Below are 16,601 nucleotides of genomic sequence, written 5' to 3'. Positions count from 1 at the left end.
AATATTGGCAACTTTGACACAGGACAATAAATGCACTCATCATTTCCTAAGATTATTTTTTCAGCTAATGAATTAGCATTAGTAGAAGATGAAGCCGATATTGAAAGCTTTGTTTATGGTTTGAGTGAGGAGCAGCAACTCGCAGTTATTATGCTTTTAGCTACAGGGCAGTATGTTAATTTGCAGGGTGAGAGCGTTAAAGCCTTAACTGACGCTGAGCTTGCGACTAAAGTGACTGAGCATCTAGCACAAGAAGGAGTGTGCTGTTTAAGTAAGGTTTCTCGGCTTACACCATCGCAAGCCTTTGCTATGCTGGCAGATTAAGGTGCATCCACCAGCGCTTTAATATGCGCCACAGCACTTCGACCAAGGGCTGATAAGGCATAACCTCCTTCGAGGTAAGAGACAATCCCTTTACAATCTTGCTGTTGGCAAAACTCAGCTAGTTGTGTAGTGAGCCATGCGTAATCATCTTCAACAAACTTCAGGCTTGCCATGTCATCTTCAAGGTGAGCATCAAACCCAGCACTAATAAACAATAGTTCAGGCTTAAATTCATTGAGTTTTGGCAGCCATTGCTCAAGGTACACAGCTTTCAAGTCATTACCATCACTGGCAATTGGCAGCGGTGAGTTCACTAAAGTCGCGTTATTTTCAACCGCAGTATTAGGATAAAATGGGTGTTGAAACAAAGAGCAAAACAACACATTATCATCTTCTAAAAAGATATCTTGAGTGCCGTTTCCATGGTGAACATCGAAGTCTAGAATAGCGATGCGTTTTACACCTTTGCTTTGCGCATATTTCACGGCAATGGCTAGATTATTAAAAACGCAAAACCCTGCAGAGGAGCTGCGGTTTGCATGATGACCCGGCGGTCTAACCGAGCAAAAAGCTGCATCTAGCTTATCAGCAAGGATCTCATCAACGGCTAATAACCCGGCGCCAACGGCGCGCTCAATCGCTTTCATTGAGTCTGGACACAGCCAGGTATCGCCGTCTAATTCAGCAAGCCCGTCATTAGGAATTGTTTGTTCTACATGGCTGACCAAAGACTCATCATGAGCACGTAAAAAATCGTCGCGGCTAGCTTTTGGAGCTTGTAAATGAGTAATTGCAATATCAACACCGCTTGCTAGCAAACGGTCGGTGATCACATCTAAACGCGCGGGACATTCTGGGTGATCCTCAATCATTTTATGTTTACGACAAAATGGATGTGAGATAACTGCCGTTCTCATAATACGCTCCTTGGATTATTTTCCCCCAGTATAACAAAGCCACCGAATGGTGGCTTTGCGACTTTGGTTTACTTTTTAGCGCGTAAATCTAAATTTCTAAAGTCAAAACTAAAGTCAGTGACCGCCGTTGATACAGCGCGCATTTTCGCACCACTTACTCGGTTTTCTGGGCTCATTTGAAACTCTATGTAAGCATCCGCTTCAAGTAACTTTTCATCCCACTTAACAATAAAGGTATTGCCAGTGTAATGCTCTAGTTGACCTTTTAAACGCTTTGTATGAGTAAAATCAATACGTAGCTGACCATTTAACTCTTCGATGACCACATCACCATACCAGTTATCATGCAGTGTACCTGTGTAGTTGATGTTTGGTAGTTTCGGTTGATAATCGGCCGGTGTTTCTGGTTTTGCATTTGCGTAAGCTTCTTTTTTACCTTCAAAATGCTTTTTCGCAAGATCTTCAACCCAGTCTTTATCTTCAAGATCTAATGCATCTTCTAACACTTCATAAGTTACTGCAGATAACGCACTAAATGCTTGCTGGTTACTAAGAATCACAATACCGAGGTTTTTCTCTGGTAATAATGTCACTTGAGACACCATACCTAAGATACCACCACCATGGCCTAACTTTTTAATGCCATGGAAGTCTTCAATACTCCAGCCTAAACCATAGCCTCTAAATTGCTGATGGTAAGCTTCATAAGCTCTTTTTGAGGCCATTGACGTAATATGTGGATGCCACATTTGTTGCTGCTGCTTTTCAGTGAATAACTGATCGCCATTTGGCATTTTGCCATGTGCAAGCTGCGTGCGTAGCCATTGGCTCATATCACTCACGCTTGATGCAATCGCACCTGCACCACGGAAGTCTTCAAGGTAGTTAACAAAAAATGGATGTAGTTGCCCATCCATTGGGATATGACCCGTAGCCCAGTTTTTATTACTGCTAGGGATACGTGAAAAACCAGCTCGCGAGTTTTTCATATCGAGAGGCTCAAGAATATTTTTCTCAATATAATCATTCCAGCTCATGCCAGAGACACGCGCAACCACCTCACCTGCTGTCACAAACATTAGGTTGTTATACGCGTATTTACTGCGAAAACTACTTGCCGGTTTCAAATATTTTAGGCCTGCGATGATCTCATCAATCGATTTGTCGGTATCTGGCCAAATCATTAAATCACCTTGCCCTAAACCCAAACCGCTACGGTGGCTTAATAAATCGCGAATGGTCATTTCACGCGTAACATAAGGGTCATACAAGCGAAACTCAGGTAGATGATCAATGACTTTGTCATCCCAGCTTAGCTTGCCTTCATCAATCAATTTAGCTAACGCTGCTGCGGTAAATGCTTTGGTGTTTGAGGCAATACCGAATAATGTGTCTTTATTTACTTTTTTACCGGTATCAAGGTGAGATACACCAAAACCTTTTGCTAACACGACTTTATCATTTTCAACAATCGCCACAGCCATACCCGGTACATCAAAACGTGCCATCGACGTTTCGATCACTTTTTCGATTTTCTTAGTATCAATATCAGCATAGCTGTAAAACGAACAGCTTGATAACAATGCCGCTGCAACGGCTAATTTACGGAGTTTCATAATATCCCTTGGTGATTTTTATTGTTGTGAATAGCGAACTCTTTCGCTGCTCGGGTTTTATCTGGATCATCGCAACTTTGTCTTGCGAGTATTGCTTCACTGTAATGATTTGGTACACCTGCTTCAAGCGCTCCGCGATGAACATGCTGAAGATACCAGTCGAATGGAAGTAAAGACTCATCAAGGGTGTTAGCAATATAACAATGCGCAGCGAGTTGCTCGCCATCAATTAGCTCAACGGTGATATCTACACAGTCATAACGTGGCCCTTCGATATCATCAAGAATCGACTTTTCCGCTTCGTTAAGCTGATAAACAACGCCATATACCAAGGTATCTGCTTGCGCTGTTTTACGCACGCTGCATTTTGCAGAACCATCGGTACTCACCATATCAAAAGTCAGCTCATAACCCTTTAAAATGGCTGTGCCCACCCGTTTTGCTCCAGGTAGCCTTGCCAGCAATCGACTCGATGACATATTTGAACCAAATGAAAAGTTATACAGCGCCATACTCACCTCACACAACAACGCGAATAGCTAAGGCAATTAAGATCACCCCAATGCCTCTATCAAACCAATATCCGCTTTTTAAGAAAAATGCTCTCACCGATGTTTTTGATAACACCAATGATAAAAATGAAAACCACAACCAAGTTGCCATTGCCATATATACACCATATCCAGCTTGCACTAAAACGGGTGTTTCAGGACTAATCACAAGAGTAAACAGCGACATAAAAAACAGCGTTGCTTTGGGATTAAGGGCATTAGTAAAAAAGCCGCGTCGAAATGCTTTATACACAGATTCAGGCTCAGCAGGTGCAAGAGTTTGCTGCTTACTATCGTTGGGTTTTGCACTGCGTAAGGCTTGTACACCTAAGTAAGCCAGATAGGCCCCCGCAACGTATTTTAAAGCCATAAATAAGCTTGGTGACTGCGATAATATTAACGCCACACCTAATACACAATAAGCAATATGTAACAGAATAGCCGCACCCACACCGGCACTTGTCCAGAGCGCATTTTTACGACCTTGTTGAATACTTTGTTTTAGTACGATCGCAAAGTCAGGGCCTGGACTTGCCACTGCAAAAAAATGAGCAATAGCAATCAATAAAAACTCATCTAAATACTGCACGAAAAATTATCCTACGGCTTGTTCATCTAGAGCCAACAGCAAAGGATTTGCACTATTACTAATCAAAGCATTAATTTGCTTTTGCGCTTTTTTATATTGGCTGCGTAAATGGGGCTTTAAAAACTTTTTCGACTGACTGTCCCCTTTAAAGTGCGTAACCAGCGCATGCATAAACAGGGTCTGAGGTTCAGTCAGCGCCGCTTGGCGATTGGCATAGGGGTTATAACCGCAGCCACAGCCACCTTTAAATTGATATACCGTATTGCTCATCATTACCCCAAAACCTAAATAGCATGCTAACGCATCACTTGCTTGTGGTAAGTACTCTTTACCGCCAGGAGGTAATACACCCACATGGTGAATCAAAATAGTAGCTAAGGTTCCTGCAAAACTTGCGACTAAATCTTGTGGTTGATTTATTTGGTTTGGGTTAAACGAGATATTCACCGGGTGATTTGCCGGTACGATTAAACTTGCCTCGCTACCGCGTAAATTGTCTTGGAATTCAAAGTGCGGAAACACCTGTGGAGTCAGCCCTGATGGCGCAACTAAGTTAATTGGCCACGCCTGCATACCCGCATAATCAACAACTCGACTAAATACCTTTTCAGCCATTTCACTGACGCTCGACACCCTATCTGGAAAAAATTGTCCGTTGGGTAAAATAACTTGGGTATGCTTTAAAAAATAATCACTATCAAAATGCTCAACAGCCCATAAAAAGGTATCAATTAACCATTGCTGCTCTTGCTCATCAATTAACGGGGCTGATTTAAATAACGCTAACATAAATTACTCTTGTGTTTGTGCCCATTGCCATGCATCCGTATTGTAAAGGGGCACGGTAGATAAAGCGTGATGATGGCTGCCACTTGACTCTTTGGTTGAATAAGACAAATACAAAAGAGTGCGTGTAGGTGCATCATAAATTCGACGCACTTTTAACGATTTAAACAAAATACTTTTCGATGACTTAAATACCACTTCACCCGATTTACTGCGGTCAATTTGCTTTAATTGTTCAGCCGTAATCGGCCCTGTTTGACGACAGGCAATAGACATATCTGAAGGATCAGCAAAATCAAGATTCGCTTCAATATGACTAATGTGGCAAGTAACACCGCTGATCAGCGGATCTTGTTGTGATACCACTTTAATATCTTTGGTAGTGAATAACCCTAAACTTACCGAAGCAGCATCATCCGAGCAACCGCTCAACAAAACTAGTGGCGCAGTCAAAGCAGCTAATTTTAGTAACTTCATCCTAGTGTTCCTTATTAAAAAGCGATAGTTGTCCGTTTACAACGATTTGCTTGCTATGTTTCAATACTATCTCAAAATATCTTCAACAACGAGCATCTAAACAATGAAAAAATCGTTTGGTTTACTGTGTTTCATGTTCTTAAGTAGTACAGCTCATGCTGGCTACTCTATTAGCGCTGGTTTTGGCAAAAACTTTACTAACTCGGTGCAAACCGAAGAAAACCTTAAAATTGAGCTTGAGGATGACAGCCATTTTACTGTCAGTCTTGATAGAACCATTGATAATGCTCGTTACGGGTTCTTTTATTCAGCAACCGAACTTGATATGAAAGACCAAACCAACAAGCAAGTCGAGATGCAATATCTGCTATTTCAAAGTGCCGTAGAAGTGCCATTGGCTGACCGTGTGGTTGGTTTTGTTGGCGCCCAAATTGGCGCAAACTACGTCAGCACTGACTTTGCCGATTCTGATACATTTTTTACCTCGGGCCTTTATGCTGGCGCTGATTATTTATTTACTGAACAAGCTCGGGTTTATGTTGAAACTCGCTGGCTGGCAACTATTGTAAATAATGCAAGCAATGTATCGTGCACATTGCCAACATCAGAAGACAATCAATGTCTATGGCACTTTGATGGTGATGTGTTAAACCAATTTCAGACAAACATCGGTTTTAGTTACCGCTTTTAAGGAAAACCCTATGCCGCACATTGTTATAGAACACTCAGAAGACTTGCCAATTCTGCCACAAGTGTTAGTTGAAAAAGTTCACCAAGCCGTTTTTGACTCTGGCTTATTTGAGCTTTCGACCATAAAGACTCGTGCAATTGCTTATCAGCATTACGAATTAGGTGAAGGCAAAGATGGCTTTATTCACATCGGCGCATCAATCATGGCAGGCAGAACCATAGAGCAAAAGCAAATGCTCAGTGAGCAATTGCTAAGTTGCTTAAAAACATACTGCCGCCGCTCGTATAGTTTAAGCGTTAATATTTACGATATGGATGCTGATATCTATCGTAAGTGTTAACTCACTTAGGTAAATAGGCTGCAGGTAAGCGCTTGATTTCTGTCTCTGGCGATAGGTATGCGGTGTAAACCAACCAACGCTCATTGGGTATGTAGGTCAGACCCGATGAGCGGCTATAAGCTCGCTCAGGTAAAGCAATTAAATCATGGTGCTGCTTACTCGCTAAGTCATAGTAGCTTATGCGGTAATCACCTAAGCGCTCTTTATAATAATAAATACGCCCATCATGGTAAGCGTTTTTTGCCACCAGCAACCATGCATAATTGCGCGCCAATTTAATATCATTCACAAGCATTTCTTCAACACCCGTCTTATGGTGTTTAATCCAAATAGCATGGCGTGAATTAGTAAATAAAATATCACCCGCTTGTGTTTCAACGCCGAACTGCGCTGGTACATCAACGGCTTTACCTAGGCTTCTTCCTGTTAAGTCATAACGGTATAGGTAGTCGCCATCAGACACCAAAATCCCCTGACTGTCAGCACTAAACTTAGGTTTAACAGCATGACTAAATGGCAGCTTGATTTGTTGGCTTTGCTCTACTTTGAAATCATAAAAATACAAGCGGGTGCTGCCATTATCGTACAATGAAAACAAAATATAGCGTCCATCGGCTGACCAAGTTGGATCACGAATTTCCCCCGTGTTATGTGCAAAATGGGTAAGTTGCTTTCGCGAGCTGCTATCGGGGTTTACAATCCAAAGCTGCGAACTGCCCGATTCATTCGACACATACAGCAGTTTATCTTGCTGCTGATTATATTCAGGAAATAGCGAACTAAAATTGGTCGACAGCATAGAAAACGGTGAGCTGGCTACTTGCTCGTCTATTTTCAAACGCGTGATCACTTTATCTAAATCCCATTGATGATAATAAACACTGCCATCGCTACTGTAATTAGGCGAGCTCATACCAGCGATTTGCGTGTTAATTAGGGTTTGATCATTAATATCGTAAAAATAGCCATAACGTTTGCCGCCTTCAACTGCGCTAAACGCCAATTGCTCTTTAGATGGATGCCAATCCACACCATGAATATCAACAAAGTCATGAGTTAAGCGTTGGCTTTGCCCTGTCTTTACATCAATTAAAAACAGCGCTTTTTGGTTGTTTTTAACAGTACGAGTAACCACAACTCGCTGAGCACTTGGCGAAAACGATACCGACTCATACACAGTTTCGCAGTCATTATTGCAAGGAATAACCGTTTCACTTGTTTGTTTTGCCTGTAAATCGAGCAGCTTAATACGAGTTACATAATCACCTGACTTACTGGTGTGATCAGCAATGTAAGCCAAGGTTTTACCATCACTACTGATATCAAGATCTGGGGCATATTTATTACTGCACTCCCCTAATACAACACTGGTAGCATTAACCAAAGACAGCTTTACAATTTCACAGACATCTGACGCCATTCGGTAATAGTACAACGTGTTTGCATCTGGGCTAAACACAGAGCGGCCTTCAGTATAGGGTGAGTCTGTTAATTGCTTAGCAGGATGCTCAGGAAAATGTAAATCGCGTAAATATAGGTTATTTGGTTTACCAAGCTGACGCCACGAATACACTAAATAATGCTGATCATCTGAAATTGAAGGGTAAATCTCACGACCAGGGCTTGCCGTAACACTTTCGATGCTATTGAGCGGTAGCACAAAGCTTGAATTTGTTTGTTCTGAAGGCGAAGAAAACAGCCAATACATCACTGCTAGGCTAATTACACATAAAGCTACGAACAGCTGGCGAATCTGCGCAGCAGTGATACTTAAGGGACCAGGTTTATCTTTATCAGCTGTATCTATTGGCTGAGGCTTTAACAAAACGCGATAGCCAGTTTTTCGTAATGTCTCTATGTAAGTTTGTTCTGGGTCGAGCTCTTTAAATGCTTTTCGTAAATGCCAAATAGCATTCGTTAAGGCTTTTTCACCGACATAAAAATTGCCTTCCCATACATGATTGATGAGCTCTTCACGCGTGATTGGTTCGGGGTAACGCGCCACTAAGCAGGCTAACAACTCAATAAACTTAGGCTGCAAAAGTTGTTCACTACCATTGCAGATCAGTTTATTTTCGAGTGGGTTAACAATACATGAGCCCAGCTGATAAACGCGATTAGATGTTTCCATTTACTCTAAATAAAACCCCATTTTAGAAGTACAGCAGTATAAAGCCCTATCAATTTATCGTAAAAGTGGTTCTTTCACCAGCTTTAACGTTGCAAAACAGTTAACAATGACCACTTCTTAAGCCACTGATTTTAAATAAATAGATATTCAATAGATGTAAAATAGAGACATAAACGAGCCATCTAAGATTGTAGTTAAGTTCACATTCCTATAAAAATTTTTACGTCAATACCGACCAACCAGAGTGTTGCTCACTGTAAATTTTAACTGCCCTTAAAAAGAGCATCACTCTGGTTCTAAAAACTAAAAATAAAACAACTAGGAACGCCTGTGAGAAATCTACTAACCAAACCTTGTGCTATTGCACTTGCTGTTGCCAGTGGTTTTAGCCAGCATGCATTTGCCAATGAGGCTGAAATTGCCCGCCCTGCCAACACCACTCCAGCAGCTAATGAACAAACTGAAGAACCTGAAAAAATTGTTGTAACAGGTTCACGTATTAAACGCGATAGTTTTTCAATTCCAACACCACTGGTCACAATGGATCGTGAAGCTATTGCCGATACAGGTTTAACCAACTTATCAGATATTCTTGTTGATAATATGCCTGCTCTTAGTGAGAGCATAGGTAACACCACCAGCCAATCAAGTGTATCAGCAACCGGTTTATCGACAGTGCAACTTCGAGATTTAGGCGCTAACCGTACTCTTACATTGATTGATGGTCGTCGTGTTGTTTCAAACAGCTACAGCGGCAACTATGTAAGCTTAAATACCATTCCGAGCGGCATGGTTGAGCGTGTTGAAATAATCAGTGGCGGTGCATCTGCAACCTATGGTGCCGATGCTGTAGCGGGTGTGGTAAATATTATCACCCAATCAAAAAAAGAAGGCTTTGACTTTAAAGCGAATACAGGTGAAACCACCGATGGCGGCGGTAAAGAATTTACCCTTGATTTAAACTACGGCACCTCATTTGCTGAAGATCGCGGTTACGCCTATTTTAGTGCCAACTGGGACCGTGATTTCGGTATGACTTTTTACGATCGTAAACGCGCACAAATTGAAGATAGTTACGATTACGATCCAGATCGCATGTGTAATGTAATGCAAACAGCAGATGGCGATCAATGTATGCGCGACATCACGCAAGCTGACTGGGTAAGCAAGAGCGACGGCATTCCGGGCGGTGTGTTCTTAGAACACAGCCGCAACGACACACAGTTTTGGTATGACGGTCAAACCTTACGTGATGATTGGAAAGGCAATGAAGAAATTTATGGTATTAACTCAAATCAATACGTGATGCTTGATGTTCCGAGCGATAACGTATCTGCTGCAGTTAAAATTGATTATGACTTAACTGACGATGTGATGTTCTACGCGCAAGTTCAATACAGTGAAAGTGGCTCATTTAACAATAAGTCGCCTGAAGATGAATACGAAGGTGCCTATGTACCGCGTTACGACCCTACCACGGGCGAGCCACTTGCAGATGTGGCACCGGGTTATATTCCAATCGACAACCCATATGTGCCGCAAGAAATTCTCGATGCCAACCCATATAAAGATCGCATTTATTGGGATCGCCGCTTTAGCGAAGTCGGTAATATCAGCACAGATAATACCCGTAAAACTATTCGTAGTTGGGCAGGTCTTCAAGGCACGTTATTTAACGACGAGTGGGACTGGGATCTATCAGCAAGTTATGGTCATTTTACCCAGCACCAAATCCGCAGCAATGAATTAAATACCGTAAAACTTAATCAAGCCTTGCAAGCTGAACAGTTAGCAGATGGCACCATTCAATGTATTGATGAAGCAGCTCGCGCTGAAGGCTGTGTGCCAATTAACTTATTTGGTGAAGGCTCTATCACCGAAGAGATGGCCGCTTGGATCCGCACCAACCCTATTATTGATACCGAAATAAAACAATATGGCGTGGTCGGCTACGTAGCGGGTGATTTATTTGAATTACCAGCAGGCTCTGTATCCGCTGTATTTGGTGGCGAATATCGTAAAGATAGCCAAGACCTATCAACCAGCGACGACATGAAAGCTGGTGGTATTACCTTCAACTATGTACCAAATTTTTATGGCGAAGTTGAAGTCTATGAAGCTTTTGCAGAACTTGCGATCCCGCTGTTAAAAGATGCTCCTTTAGCAAAAAATTTAAGTGCAGAAACTTCATTACGTTTAGCTAACTATAGCATTGAAAACGTCAACACCGTTGCCAGCTACAAGCTAGGTGTATTTTGGGAACCAATCGAAGGCTATGCATTTAGAGCAAACTACGCTCGCGCTCAACGTGCACCAACGATCACTGAACTTATGTCACCAGCACGTGGCGATTACGACAGCTATGATGATATTTGTGACGGTTTAACAGCAACATCAACTAAACCAGGTCACGATAACTGCCGTAAAGAGCCAACTTTAGCAACACAACTTGCTGCTGATCCAAACTTTGAATTCAGCGATGAGAACAACAGCTATTCTCCAGGGGCTGGTAACGAAAATCTAAAAGAAGAAACCGCTGATACTTATACATTTGGTGTGACAGTGGCTCCTGCCTTTATAGAAAACTTTAATCTTGCCGTTGATTACTACGATATTGCCATTGTTGATGCGATTTCGCAGATCAGTAATGAAAACATCATGCGTGAGTGCTACAACTCAGAAGCTGCATGGGGTGAAGACAACGTATTTTGTAATGACATTACCCGTAATAGCGAAGGTAACATTATCAAAATTCTACAGCGTCAATATAACCTCGATGAGCTAACTGCACGTGGTTACGATGTGGTTGCACAGTACAAACTAGACTTAGATAACCTAGGTCAGTTGTCGTTTAAACTAGATTACAACCATGTAATTGAAAACTCGCAAACTTATCAAGGCCTTGATGGCAGCTTAGTGACTAGCCATTACGCAGGTTACGGCAGCAGCAAAGATAAAGCATCAATGTCACTTACATGGCGTAACGATAACTTGCGTATTCGTTGGCGTACAAATTACCTAGGCTCGTTTAAAGCAAGCCAGAGTCTTGAAGAAGATTACAATGAGTATCTTACTGAAAACGATGCCCGCTGTGAGGCTGGTGAAGATACCTGTATCAGTAACCCAGAAAAACTTGCCTACCAAGATTATGGTTCATTCTTAAAACACAGCCTTTCAGCGTCTTACACTCTATCACTTGGTAAACAGAGCCAACTGCGCGTATTCGGTGGTGTGAATAACGTGTTCGATAATAAAGGTGATTTTTATCCATATGGCCGTGGTAACTACTATAGCGCATACGGCGGTGGTGCAGGTCGCTACGTGTATGTGGGTGCTCAATATAGCTTTTAACCGTTTCATATGAAGATCCCCAGCTAGGCTGAAATCAAAGGCGCATTTTTATTGCGCCTTTTATCTTTTCCAGCTTTGCATCTCAACTAATCGAGATTCAGTTCGCGCATATTCAAATGCCAGTTTTTGCCCTTGATATAAATCGCTAATACCCGCCTGTGCTGAGATCACCAGTAATCGACTACGATCATAAAACTCATCAACTAAAGCAATAAAGCGCCGTGCTTCATCATCTAAGAAGTGTTCTTGTAAGTCTTGCTTTTCTCGCTGATAGCTATCTTCAATGCCATGCACAATTTGTTTGCCCGTTGCCCCGCGCCCCATTACTGGCACATTGACTAAATAAACTCGCTGAAACTGCTCTGCCAAATAAATATAATCCGCCGTGCTTCTGGGTCCTGAGCAAAGCGTCATAAAATCAAACATAATGGCGTCTTGAGCTTGCATTACACAGCTAAGATGGCGATGGCAAATCTCTATCATTGATTGCCTTTGTATTACTTGCTCTTGTTTTAAAAAGCGCTCTGTTAGGGCATCTTTGTTATTAATAAAATAATGTTCGGTTTGTTTACCAAAGCGAAAGCGATGATCTGTGTCGCCTTCAACACTGAAAATATGGCAATGCTCATTTAATAAATCGATAGTGGGTAAAAATCGTGCTCGCTGTAAACCGTTGCGATATAACTGCTCAGGTTGACAGTTTGAGGTCGCGACTAACACGACTTGCTGCTCAAACAGGGCTTTGAATAAACCACCCAAGATCATAGCATCACCAATATCAGAGACAAAAAACTCATCGAAACAAATCAAGCGAATGTGCTCTGCCCACTCTTTAGCAATCACCTTTAGAGGATTTTTTTGCCCTTGCAGCTGGGTTAGGCGCTCATGCACTTGCTTCATAAAATGATGAAAGTGCAAACGCTGCTTAGCTTCAATATTGACCAACTTGAAAAACACGTCCATCAACATGGATTTACCACGTCCTACTGGGCCATATAAATAGACCCCTTTTATTGGCTTTGCGCTTTGCCACCAATGTCTTGGCGCAGCCAGTTCTGTGGCTAGATTATCAAGAGCATTAATCGCTGTGCGCTGGGCACGGTCTTCTTGCAAATCACCTTTGGCTATTTGCGCTTGGTAATACTGTAATATTTGTCCTTGCTGTACTGTCATAGGTAACTAGTATCCGCTATACTCGCCGCCATTGTAGCCGACTAAAAATGTGATCCCAATGAAATTTCCATGCCGTTTAGATAAATTTATCAGCCATATTGCCGAGTTACCTCGCAGCAAGACCAGAGCAGGTATTAAACGCAAATACGCCACTGTTAATGGTGAGGTGATCACCTCATTCGATTTGTCTGTAACACAAGATGATGATATTCGCTGGCAAGGCGAGCCGCTGGTCTTTTTAGGCAAGCGCTACTACATGCTTAATAAGCCAGCGGGCTATGTGTGTGCTAATAAAGATGACCTTCACCCGACTGTATTCGATTTACTTGATGAACCAAACATGAGCGACTTTCATGTTGCAGGTCGGTTAGATATCGATACTACAGGTTTAGTGATCATTACTAATGACGGCGACTGGTCACACAAAATTACAGCCCCAAAGCATAACAAGTTCAAAACTTATTTAGTTGAAACTCAAGAGCCTATTGATGAAGAAGCAATTACAGCGTTAGAGCAAGGGGTGCAATTGCACAACGAAAAAGAGCTAACCCGCCCTGCTATTGTTGAAAAACTTGCAAGCTATAGTTTACGCCTTTCAATTTGCGAAGGTAAATACCATCAAGTTAAACGAATGCTTGCCGCTGTAGGCAATAAAGTTGTTGAATTACATCGTGAAAAAATAGCGGATATCACCCTCGATGAAAGCCTTGCAAGCGGTGAATATCGTGCTCTTACAGAAGCCGAACTCAAGCTCTAAATAGGTACTTGAGCAAAAGTCATGATAACGCTGTCATTTTTCCTTAATAAAACCAGACAAACGTGGTAAAAGTTAACAGGGGAAATAATAAAGGAGGCTGACTGTGTTATCAGGACTAGCTTTAAAAACAAAAATCACCTTATTTGCTATCGCTATGTTTATTGCGTTATCTGCGATAGCTTTACTTGGCTTACAGTCTTTACGCCATGCTAGCGAAAGCGACAACATCGCGCGTATCAACCAGCTCATGAAAAGCACTACCAATATTGTTGAGCAATTTGAGTTGATGGTTAAAAACAACCAACTCAAAGAAGCACAAGCAAAGAAACTTGCTATTCAGGTGCTGCGCGAAAATAAATACCACGACTCAGAATACGTGTACGTCGTCGACAACAACTTAAATTTTGTCGCTACCCCACACGACCCTGAGCTGCATGGCACCAGCTTTAATGATTTTAAAGACGCCAGTGGCAACAGCATCGGCCGTATGGTCGAAAATTTAGTGGGTAACACAACCAATAAAATTATCACCTATCATTGGGATTCAGTGCGTGGTGGTGAAACGGTAGATTTAACGTCTGTAGTTCAAAAAACACCGCTGTTTGGCTGGTATGTTGGTACTGGCATTAGCGCTAAAGAAGTTGATGAACGTTATTGGAATACCGCTAAGTGGTTGCTGGGCCTTTCCATGCTTATTGCCATTGCGCTGACTTTTGCTATTGCTCGCTTTGGTTCATCGCTGACTAATGCCTTAGGCGGCGAAATTGATGAAGTAATTGGTATTGTTAAAAACGTCTCTCGCGGCAACTTAAACTCACATATTCGCCAAGATGCTCCTCCAGAGAGCATTATTGCTGCCATGCATTACATGCAGCAAGGTTTACGTGGCGTTGTTGGCGGCATTAAAGGCGTTACAGATAGCTTAAAGAATCAAAGTGTTGATAACGAATCTCGCTCTGTTGAACTCGATAAACTGACTCGTAGCCTTAATGAAGAAACTCAAATGGTTGCTTCAGCAATTACCGAGTTAACAGCCTCAGCGCAAACGGTTGTTGAACATGCCGAACAAGCAGCCTACTCAGTGCAAGAAGCTGAGCAGCAAGGTCAAAGTGCAAGCCACTTAACCAGCGAGGCTGCTGACACCATCGCGCTTTTAGAGCAGCAAATTGACAGCGCTGGTAATAATATTCAAGTACTCGATGATGAGGTAAATAACATCGCAAATGTACTCAGTGTTATTCAAGGTATTGCCGAGCAAACCAACTTGCTTGCGCTTAATGCTGCGATAGAAGCCGCCCGTGCTGGTGAGCAAGGGCGAGGCTTTGCTGTAGTTGCTGATGAAGTGCGCGGACTTGCCCAGCGCACGCAAACCAGCACAGAAGAAATTCGTAATATGATTGGCAAACTGCAAGCAGCAACCCAAGATGCCAAATCATCAGTGTCCCTAAGTATGACAACCAGCGAACAAACCGTTGAAAAGTCGAAAAAAGCGAATGACGAGCTAAAACGGGTAGCAAGCTCACTCAGCGCCATAGCACAAATGAGCCATCAGATAGCTATTGCTGCGAAAGAGCAACTAGATGCCGGTGAAGACACAGCCAAACGCATCGTAACTATCTCAGACACGGCTTCACAAACGGCTGATGTATCTAATCAGGCTCATACAGCAACCGATTTGATCAAAGGCCTTACTAACGATTTAGAAACTGAAACCGCTAAATTCAGCTAACCTTCGCTAACTTAAAACGAGAAAGCCCAGCAACTGCTGGGCTTTCTCGTTATAAAATTTGCACTAAGACTTTATTTGCACCAAATCAAAATCGGCCATACCAGGCACCATTTGTTGTAAGCGTGATTCAGTGACATCTAACGAGTTCAAACACTCACAGTACTCAGATGCCTTCATCTCTAACTGCTCTGCTTTCTTTTGCAGTGATTTATCAATTTCTTTTGAGATGATATCCATACGCTGCCCCATATCATTGATACGGTCTTCGATATTACCTTCGCGCGACTTAAAAGCATCCCCTAGCGAGACTAAAATAGCGCCAAGTGAACCGTGAACTGCAGAGTGAATTTTTTGGCTGATTTCTTTGGTAAAAAAATCATCGATTTTCGACAGCGACTGCGGGGCAATAAAGAAAAAGTCATCACCACGCTTAAATTTATCCATTAATGCACGTTCAACATATTGCAGCTGAGTTTTTAGCACTTCAGGCTCTTTGTCTGACATGCCCTCAACAACTTGCTCGATGGCACTTAAGCCAAGGTTTACACCATCTGTTGCCAGGTCAACAAGTTCAGGGACGGTTTGTCTGATCCCTCGGCTGAACTGCTCAACGACTTTGCTTTCTTCGGGACTTAAATCAACCCAATAACCTCGTATAAACAATTGGTTATCGTTGTTAATTTGCACGCGAGTTTGACCCTTATCAACAATACGAATGACATCATCGGTAATGATTAAGCCATGGCTTAGCTCTACATCACATTGTTTTTTTTCTAAGGTTGCGTAGCTGGAAAAGCTAGAGAATGTAATGGCCGCTGCTAACAACGAGCGAGAAAAGAACGCCATATACACCTCAAAAAGACAAAAAAGGAAGGCCGCTAGATTAGCAAATATCCAATTTTATGCAAGTAAAACGCCTAGCTATGCTAGGGCGTGTTGACCTTTTGTGATTAATTTTGCAGCAGTGTGTTTGGTATTTAGGCAAGGCAGAACCTATGTAGTGTGGTTGTTCCACATAAATAGGTGATAACGCAGCATCAATGCCAAACACGCGCTGCCCTTCGGGTTCTTCCTAGGGGCGATTAACTCTTTGTTGCTCGATTTTTACTTAGCCCACTAGGTTACAAATCTCGCGCCGCGATTAAATCGCCCCTAGAGTGAACAAATTT

At 42.3% G+C, this 16,601-nt stretch carries 15 protein-coding genes; 6 read left to right on the top strand and 9 right to left on the bottom strand.

All coding sequences use genetic code 11. The annotated features are described in order from the left end of the window. Positions 1–30: 30 nt before the first annotated feature. Complete coding sequence (locus HCZ11_RS18695) at positions 31–324, top strand: hypothetical protein (RefSeq protein ID WP_167659187.1); 294 nt, start codon at positions 31–33, stop codon at positions 322–324. On the opposite strand, the gene HCZ11_RS18690 is transcribed toward HCZ11_RS18695, so the two are convergent. The 6 genes from HCZ11_RS18690 to HCZ11_RS18665 form a co-directional block, all read right to left on the bottom strand. Next, positions 321–1,241, bottom strand: a complete 921-nt coding sequence (locus HCZ11_RS18690) for a histone deacetylase family protein (RefSeq protein WP_167659186.1) — start codon at positions 1,239–1,241, stop codon at positions 321–323. The two genes, HCZ11_RS18695 and HCZ11_RS18690, sit on opposite strands and share 4 nt — an antisense overlap. A 68-nt stretch (positions 1,242–1,309) precedes the next feature. Further along, on the bottom strand, positions 1,310–2,857 hold the full coding sequence (locus tag HCZ11_RS18685; protein WP_167659185.1) for a serine hydrolase: 1,548 nt from the start codon (positions 2,855–2,857) through the stop codon (positions 1,310–1,312). Further along, on the bottom strand, positions 2,854–3,369 hold the full coding sequence (locus tag HCZ11_RS18680; protein ID WP_167659184.1) for a gamma-glutamylcyclotransferase family protein: 516 nt from the start codon (positions 3,367–3,369) through the stop codon (positions 2,854–2,856). The genes HCZ11_RS18685 and HCZ11_RS18680 overlap by 4 nt, the downstream gene beginning before the upstream one ends. A gap of 7 nt (positions 3,370–3,376) precedes the next feature. Further along, positions 3,377–3,997, bottom strand: coding sequence for a LysE family translocator (locus tag HCZ11_RS18675; RefSeq protein WP_130050602.1), 621 nt, complete (start codon positions 3,995–3,997; stop codon positions 3,377–3,379). A 6-nt stretch (positions 3,998–4,003) separates the two neighbouring features. Continuing rightward, positions 4,004–4,786, bottom strand: a complete 783-nt coding sequence (locus tag HCZ11_RS18670) for a hypothetical protein (protein ID WP_167659183.1) — start codon at positions 4,784–4,786, stop codon at positions 4,004–4,006. A gap of 3 nt (positions 4,787–4,789) precedes the next feature. Further along, positions 4,790–5,260, bottom strand: coding sequence for a CreA family protein (locus HCZ11_RS18665; RefSeq protein WP_167659182.1), 471 nt, complete (start codon positions 5,258–5,260; stop codon positions 4,790–4,792). A gap of 103 nt (positions 5,261–5,363) precedes the next feature. Between HCZ11_RS18665 and HCZ11_RS18660 the strand changes: the two genes are divergently transcribed. Then, the gene (locus HCZ11_RS18660) at positions 5,364–5,951 is read left to right on the top strand and encodes a hypothetical protein (RefSeq protein WP_167659181.1); all 588 of its coding nucleotides are present in this window, start codon (positions 5,364–5,366) and stop codon (positions 5,949–5,951) included. A gap of 10 nt (positions 5,952–5,961) precedes the next feature. Beyond that, the gene (locus HCZ11_RS18655) at positions 5,962–6,291 is read left to right on the top strand and encodes a 5-carboxymethyl-2-hydroxymuconate Delta-isomerase (protein WP_130050598.1); all 330 of its coding nucleotides are present in this window, start codon (positions 5,962–5,964) and stop codon (positions 6,289–6,291) included. A gap of 1 nt (position 6,292) precedes the next feature. Here the strand turns inward: HCZ11_RS18655 and HCZ11_RS18650 are convergent, their stop codons facing one another. Next, entirely contained in the window at positions 6,293–8,422 is a 2,130-nt protein-coding gene (locus tag HCZ11_RS18650) for a winged helix-turn-helix domain-containing protein (protein WP_167659180.1), read from the bottom strand. A gap of 330 nt (positions 8,423–8,752) precedes the next feature. Here HCZ11_RS18650 and HCZ11_RS18645 point away from each other — a divergent pair, with 330 nt between their 5' ends. Next, on the top strand, positions 8,753–11,773 hold the full coding sequence (locus HCZ11_RS18645) for a TonB-dependent receptor (protein WP_167659179.1): 3,021 nt from the start codon (positions 8,753–8,755) through the stop codon (positions 11,771–11,773). A 60-nt stretch (positions 11,774–11,833) separates the two neighbouring features. On the opposite strand, the gene zapE is transcribed toward HCZ11_RS18645, so the two are convergent. Continuing rightward, the gene (zapE, locus tag HCZ11_RS18640; RefSeq protein ID WP_167659178.1) at positions 11,834–12,946 is read right to left on the bottom strand and encodes a cell division protein ZapE; all 1,113 of its coding nucleotides are present in this window, start codon (positions 12,944–12,946) and stop codon (positions 11,834–11,836) included. A 58-nt stretch (positions 12,947–13,004) separates the two neighbouring features. Between zapE and rsuA the strand changes: the two genes are divergently transcribed. Continuing rightward, positions 13,005–13,703 carry a 16S rRNA pseudouridine(516) synthase RsuA gene (rsuA, locus tag HCZ11_RS18635; RefSeq protein ID WP_130050594.1) on the top strand — a complete coding sequence of 233 codons (699 nt, stop codon included), beginning with the start codon at positions 13,005–13,007 and terminating at the stop codon, positions 13,701–13,703. 154 nt (positions 13,704–13,857) lie between these two features. Beyond that, positions 13,858–15,432 (top strand): methyl-accepting chemotaxis protein, encoded by a 1,575-nt coding sequence (locus HCZ11_RS18630; protein WP_167659191.1) that lies wholly within the window; start codon positions 13,858–13,860, stop codon positions 15,430–15,432. A gap of 63 nt (positions 15,433–15,495) precedes the next feature. Here HCZ11_RS18630 and HCZ11_RS18625 read toward each other — a convergent pair whose 3' ends face one another. After that, positions 15,496–16,278: a YggN family protein gene (locus HCZ11_RS18625; RefSeq protein ID WP_063702994.1), complete on the bottom strand. Its 783-nt coding sequence runs from the start codon at positions 16,276–16,278 to the stop codon at positions 15,496–15,498. Between the last annotated feature and the right edge of the window lie 323 nt (positions 16,279–16,601).

This window comes from Pseudoalteromonas sp. HF66, assembly GCF_011806445.1.
GTDB classification, from domain to species: Bacteria; Pseudomonadota; Gammaproteobacteria; order Enterobacterales; family Alteromonadaceae; genus Pseudoalteromonas; species Pseudoalteromonas apostichopi.
Note: the sequence above shows the minus strand (reverse complement) of the source record. Positions and strands in the feature narration are given on the sequence as shown.